We start from the raw sequence: 5,571 nt of genomic DNA, 5'->3' as shown, positions 1-5,571 counted from the left end.
TGGGCTGGAGGGGGTTACTTCAGCGTGTCCGGGGAGCCTGGCGTTGCAGGCCCCGCCCGCCGTCGGCGTCGAACGGGGACAAAGCGCGTGTATTGCCCATTGGCCCGCGCCCTCGGCGGCTGGTCCCCTCGGAAACGACAGGGAYCGGGTCCGGCTAAGCCTCAACAGGGCTGCCCACCGGATGCTGGCGGATAACGATGGCGCGGAGCGRTCGGCTTCGTCGAAACGGTAACAACACAAAGAACTCCGGACGTCGTCCGGCGCTCCGCGACCCTTTCCGTTCCCTCAGCGGCTCGCCGCGTGAGCGTGAGAGATCGTGCCGTGAACACTTGCCTCCACCTGGCGGCTTCGCCGCCTGTCCGCCCCCAGAGGGGGCGGAGCTTCTTACCCTTCGGCCCGGTGCACCACCCGGCCGTCGACGATCGTCATCAGCACCTGGCCCTGCAGGCGACGCCCGTCGAACGGCGAGTTCTTGGATTTCGACAGCAGCTTGCCGGCGTCGATGATCAGTGGCGCGTCCAGGTCGCAGAGCACCAGGTCGGCCGGGGCGCCGGGGGCGATGCGGCCCGACTGCAGGCCGATCAGGGCGGCGGGGGCCAGGGTGACGGCGCGGATCAGGTCGACCAGCGGCAGGCGTTCCTCGTGATAGAGGCTCAGCAGGGCCGGCAGCAGGGTCTCCAGACCCACGGCGCCGGGCGTGGCCTCGTCGAACGGCAGGCGCTTGTCCTCGGCCGGGGCCGGAGCGTGGGCGCTGACGACGACGTCGATCAGGCCAGAGGCCAGGGCCTCGATCAGCGCCTGGCGGTCGTCCTCGCCGCGCAGGGGCGGGGTGACCTTGGCGAAGCTGCGATAGTCGCCGATGTCCAGTTCGTTGAACGACAGGTGGTTGATCGACACGCTGGCGTGGATTCGCAGGCCCTTGGCCTTGGCGCGGGCCAGGGTCTCCAGGGCCTGGGCGCTGGTGACCTGGTCGACCAGCAGGCGGCCGCCGGTGGCCTCCAGCAGGGCCACGTCGCGCTCCAGCATGATCCGCTCGGCCATCGGCGAGATCGAGGGCAGGCCCATGCGGCCGGCGAATTCGCCGCCGGTGGCCGCGCCGCCCTTGGCCAGCCACGGGTCCATCGGCCGGTGGGCCAGCAGGGTCTCGAAGCCGCGCGCATAGGTCAGGATGCGCTGCATCACCTTGCTGTCGACGATGGGACGGTCGGCGTCGGTCACGTAGACGCAGCCGGCCTCGCGCATCAGGCCGATCTCGGCCATCTGCTCGCCCTTCAGCCCCTTGGTCGCCGCGCCGGCGCAGAGGATGCGGGCGCTGTCGATGTCGCGCGAACGGCGCAGGATGAAGTCGACCACGCTGGGGTCGTCGACGGCCGGGTCTGTGTCGGGCTGGACGACGAAGCTGGTCACCCCGCCGGCCGCCGCGGCCTTGGCGGCGCTGGCCAGGGTTTCCTTGGTCTCGGCCCCCGGCTCGCCGGTCTTGACCCGCAGGTCGATCAGGCCCGGCGCCAGCATGGCGCCGCCGCAATCGATGACGCGGACGTCCTTGGTCAGCTTGGCGAAATCGCGGCCCTTGGCGACGTCGGAAATCACGCCTTCGGAGACGATCACGCCGCCGGGGCCGTCATAGCCGCTCTCGGGGTCGACCAGGCGGGCGTTGATCAGGGCGAGGGGCTGTGGGGCGTTCATTGTTGGAAATCTCGCGAGACGTTCATAAACACCCCGTCTTCCCGGCGAAGGCCGGGACCCAGATTCATCCGGAGCGTCTCGTGGGCTTCACCTGGGCCCCGGCCTCCGCCGGGGAGACGGATGAAATAGAATGGGCGAGAAGCGGTCATTTCCCATGCTCCTCAAGCCGATGAGCCAGGCTCGCCAGCACGGCCATGCGGGCGGCGACGCCCATCTCGACCTGATCCTGGATCAGGCTGATCTCGGGATCGTCGGCCACGTCGGAGTCGATCTCCACGCCCCGGTTCATCGGGCCCGGATGCATGACCTTGGCCTTGGGCGCGGCGCGGGCCAGCTTTTCGCGGTCCAGGCCGTAGAAGCGGAAGTATTCGCGGGTCGAAGGCACGAAGGCGCCCTGCATTCGCTCCAGCTGCAGGCGCAGCATCATCACCACGTCGGCCCCGGCGATGCCGGCCTTCATGTCGTGGTGGACGGTCACGCCCCAGCGCTCGGCCTGGGCCGGCATCAGGGTCGGTGGTCCAACCAACCGTACACTTGCTCCAAGCGTGTGCAGCAGGGCGACGTTCGAGCGGGCCACGCGGCTGTGCAGCACGTCGCCGCAGATGGCCACGGTCAGGCCCGAGACCCGGCCGAAGGCGCGGCGGATCGACAGGGCGTCCAGCACCGCCTGGGTCGGATGCTCGTGCTGGCCGTCGCCGGCGTTGATCACGCTGCCGCTGACCTTCTGGCTCAGCAGCGATGCGGCGCCCGACGAGGCGTGGCGCACCACCAGCAGGTCGGGGCGCATGGCGTTCAGGGTCACGGCGGTGTCGATCAGGGTCTCGCCCTTGGTGATCGACGAGGTGCGCGGGCTCATGTTGACGACGTCGGCGCCCAGGCGCTTGCCGGCGATCTCGAAGCTGGACTGGGTGCGGGTGCTGTTCTCGAAGAACAGGTTCATCAGCGTCCGCCCCTTGAGGATGTCGAGGGACCTGGACGTCTGGCGGTTGAAGTCGACGAAGGCGTCGGCCAGGTCCAGCAGATCCGTGGCCTGCAGGGCGTTCAGGTCGCCGGCCGACAGGAAGTGGCGCCGGGGGAACGAGAAGATGCGCTTGCGGATCGTCTCGATCGGGTCGGCGGGCTCATGGGGCGGGGGTTTGGCCGTCATGAGTGGGCGTCATACGGGGCTTTGGCGTCGCGGGGAAGGGCGGCGCTCACAAGAACCTCCCCCCGTGGGGGAGGCGGTCGCGCAGCGACCGGTGGGGGGAGTATTGGGAAGGTCGATCCGGATGAAGCCATCTGCCGAATACTCCCCCCTCCGTCGGCTTCGCCGACACCTCCCCCACAGGGGGAGGGACTGCTAAAACCCCTTGCCCGCCGCCTCGTTGATCCCCCGGATCCGCTCCAGCGCGCCCTGAAGGATCCAGCCGGCGGCCATCTTGTCGACGACCTCGGCGCGGCGCTTGCGGTTGACGTCGTGCTCCTCGATCAGCACCCGGGTGACGGCGGCCGTCGACAGGCGTTCGTCCCAGAAGGTGATCGGAATGTGGGGCTGCAGGCGCAGCAGGTTGCGGCCCAGGGCCCGGTTGGACTGGCAGCGCACGCCTTCCGTGCCGTCCATGTTCATCGGCAGGCCGATGACGATGCCGGCCGCCTTGCGGCTGCCCATCAGCTTGAACAGCACCTCGGCGTCCTCGCTGAACTTGGTCTTCTTGATCAGGGCCAGCGGGCTGGCCACGGTCAGGGTGACATCGGAAACGGCCACGCCGATGGTCTTCTCGCCGGGATCCAGGCCGACGATCGGCAGGTAGTCGGGAATGGCGGCGGCGAATTCGGCGATGTCGAGAACAGGCATGAGGTCCTCATACCACGGGGAAGCACCCCCCAAACAAGGGAAGAGCTTGTCAAAGCGCCCCTCGCACGGCTAACCCACGCGCTTGGAATTCAGGAGGCCCCCATGGCCATTGACGCCGCCACCGTGCGGAAGGTCGCGCGGCTCGCCCGCATCGCCACGCCCGAAGATCGTCTGGAGCCCCTGGCCCAGGAGCTCAACGGCATCATGACGTGGATCGAGCAGCTGGCCGAGGTCGACACCGACGGCGTCGAGCCGCTGACCAGCGTCGTGCACGCCGGCCTGCCGCTGCGCGACGACGTGGTGACCATGGGCGGCGACGCCGATGTCGTCACCGGCAACGCCCCCAAGTCGGTGGACGGGTTCTTCGTGGTCCCGAAGGTGGTTGAATAACGATGACTTCGCTGACCTCTCTCACCCTCAAGGGCGCGCTGGACGGGCTGGAGGCCGGGGACTTCACCTCGGTCGAGCTGACCCGCGCCCACATCGAGGCCGTCGAGGCCGCGCGCGGCCTGAACGCCTTCCTGTTCGAGACCCCCGAGCAGGCCCTGTCGATGGCCGCCGCTTCGGACGCCCGGCGCGCGCTGGGCGCGGCCGGCCGCCTGGACGGCGCGCCCCTGGGCATCAAGGACCTGTTCTGCACCGAGGGCGTGCCCACCACGGCGGCGTCGAAGATCCTCGAACCGTTCGTCCCGCACTACGAGTCGACCGTCACCAGCCAGCTGTGGCGTGACGGGGCGGTGATGCTGGGCAAGCTGAACCTCGACGAATTCGCCATGGGCTCGTCGAACGAGACCAGCGCCTACGGCCCGGTGATCAACCCCTGGCGCAAGTCCGGCTCCAACCAGGCCCTGACGCCGGGCGGCAGCTCGGGCGGCAGCGCAGCGGCCGTCGCCGCCGATCTGTGCCTGGGCGCCACCGCCACCGACACCGGCGGCTCGATCCGCCAGCCGGCCGCCTTCACGGGCACCGTGGGCATCAAGCCTACCTACGGCCGCTGCTCGCGCTGGGGCACGGTGGCCTTCGCCAGCTCGCTGGACCAGGCTGGCCCGATCGCCAAGACCGTCGAGGACGCCGCGATCCTGCTGACCTCGATGTCGGGCCACGATCCCAAGGACTCGACCAGCCTGGACGTGCCGGTTCCGGACTTCGCCGCCTTCGTCGGCAAGTCGGTCAAGGGGCTGCGGATCGGCATCCCCAAGGAATACCGCGTCGACAACATGCCCGCCGAGATCGAGAAGCTGTGGGCCGACGGCATCGCCTGGCTGAAGGAAGCCGGCTGCGAGATCGTCGAGATCAGCCTGCCGCACACCAAGTACGCCCTGCCGGCCTATTACATCGTGGCCCCGGCCGAGGCCTCCTCGAACCTGGCCCGCTACGACGGCATGCGCTACGGCCTGCGGGCCGAGGGCGCGAACCTGACCGAGGTCTACGAGAACACCCGCGCCGCCGGCTTCGGCGACGAGGTCAAGCGCCGCATCCTGATCGGCACCTACGTGCTGTCGGCCGGCTATTACGACGCCTACTACCTGAAGGCCCTGAAGGTGCGTCGCCGCATCGCCGAGGACTTCGACGCCGCCTGGGAAAAGTGCGACGCCATCCTGACCCCGACGGCTCCGTCGGCGGCGTTCGGTCTGGGCGAGAACAGCAACGACCCGATCGCCATGTACCTGAACGACGTGTTCACGGTGACGACCAACCTGGCCGGGCTGCCGGGCCTGTCGCTGCCCGCCGGTCTGGACGCCAACGGCCTGCCGCTGGGTCTGCAGATCATCGGCAAGCCGCTGGACGAGGGCACGGTGTTCTCGGTGGCCGGCGCCATGGAAAAGGCCGCCGGCTTCAAGGCCAAGGCCGACAAGTGGTGGTGATCCGCCGCTAGGTTGATCAGCCAAGAAAAAGGGCGGCCCCGCGAGGAGCCGCCCTTCTTTTTACGCTACGCCACTTACTACATCGGGGCGTCCGGCGTGACCGGGGCCGCCGTCGGGGCGGGAGCCGGAGCCGGGGTGGGCGCCGGGGCGGCCGGAGCCGCGATCACCGGGGTCGGGGCGGGGGCC

The 5,571-nt window shown here is 69.4% G+C and carries 5 protein-coding genes; 2 read left to right on the top strand and 3 right to left on the bottom strand.

Annotation, left to right across the window (positions count from 1 at the left end; translation table 11 throughout):
• Positions 1–384: 384 nt before the first annotated feature.
• The 3 genes from pyrC to ruvX form a co-directional block, all read right to left on the bottom strand.
• Positions 385–1,686, bottom strand: coding sequence for a dihydroorotase (pyrC, locus tag AC1DYP_RS24735; RefSeq protein WP_477048553.1), 1,302 nt, complete (start codon positions 1,684–1,686; stop codon positions 385–387).
• Between the two features lie 145 nt (positions 1,687–1,831).
• A complete protein-coding gene (locus AC1DYP_RS24730) occupies positions 1,832–2,833 on the bottom strand; it encodes an aspartate carbamoyltransferase catalytic subunit (RefSeq protein WP_477048552.1) in 1,002 nt (333 codons plus the stop codon).
• Between the two features lie 192 nt (positions 2,834–3,025).
• Entirely contained in the window at positions 3,026–3,520 is a 495-nt protein-coding gene (gene ruvX / locus AC1DYP_RS24725; RefSeq protein WP_477036360.1) for a Holliday junction resolvase RuvX, read from the bottom strand.
• 102 nt (positions 3,521–3,622) lie between these two features.
• Here ruvX and gatC point away from each other — a divergent pair, with 102 nt between their 5' ends.
• Positions 3,623–3,910 carry an Asp-tRNA(Asn)/Glu-tRNA(Gln) amidotransferase subunit GatC gene (gatC, locus tag AC1DYP_RS24720; protein WP_477036361.1) on the top strand — a complete coding sequence of 96 codons (288 nt, stop codon included), beginning with the start codon at positions 3,623–3,625 and terminating at the stop codon, positions 3,908–3,910.
• Positions 3,911–3,912: 2 nt separating this feature from the next.
• Positions 3,913–5,385, top strand: a complete 1,473-nt coding sequence (gene gatA / locus AC1DYP_RS24715; protein ID WP_477048551.1) for an Asp-tRNA(Asn)/Glu-tRNA(Gln) amidotransferase subunit GatA — start codon at positions 3,913–3,915, stop codon at positions 5,383–5,385.
• Positions 5,386–5,571: the final 186 nt, after the last annotated feature.

It is taken from the genome of Caulobacter sp. P1_D6, assembly GCF_056406095.1.
Note: the sequence above shows the minus strand (reverse complement) of the source record. Positions and strands in the feature narration are given on the sequence as shown.

Coding starts and splice junctions, on each gene's coding strand:
- AC1DYP_RS24730 (WP_477048552.1), bottom strand. CDS start 2,833: ATGACGGCCAAACCCCCGCCCCATGAGCCCGCCGACCCGATCGAGACG.
- pyrC (WP_477048553.1), bottom strand. CDS start 1,686: ATGAACGCCCCACAGCCCCTCGCCCTGATCAACGCCCGCCTGGTCGAC.
- ruvX (WP_477036360.1), bottom strand. CDS start 3,520: ATGCCTGTTCTCGACATCGCCGAATTCGCCGCCGCCATTCCCGACTAC.
- gatA (WP_477048551.1), top strand. CDS start 3,913: ATGACTTCGCTGACCTCTCTCACCCTCAAGGGCGCGCTGGACGGGCTG.
- gatC (WP_477036361.1), top strand. CDS start 3,623: ATGGCCATTGACGCCGCCACCGTGCGGAAGGTCGCGCGGCTCGCCCGC.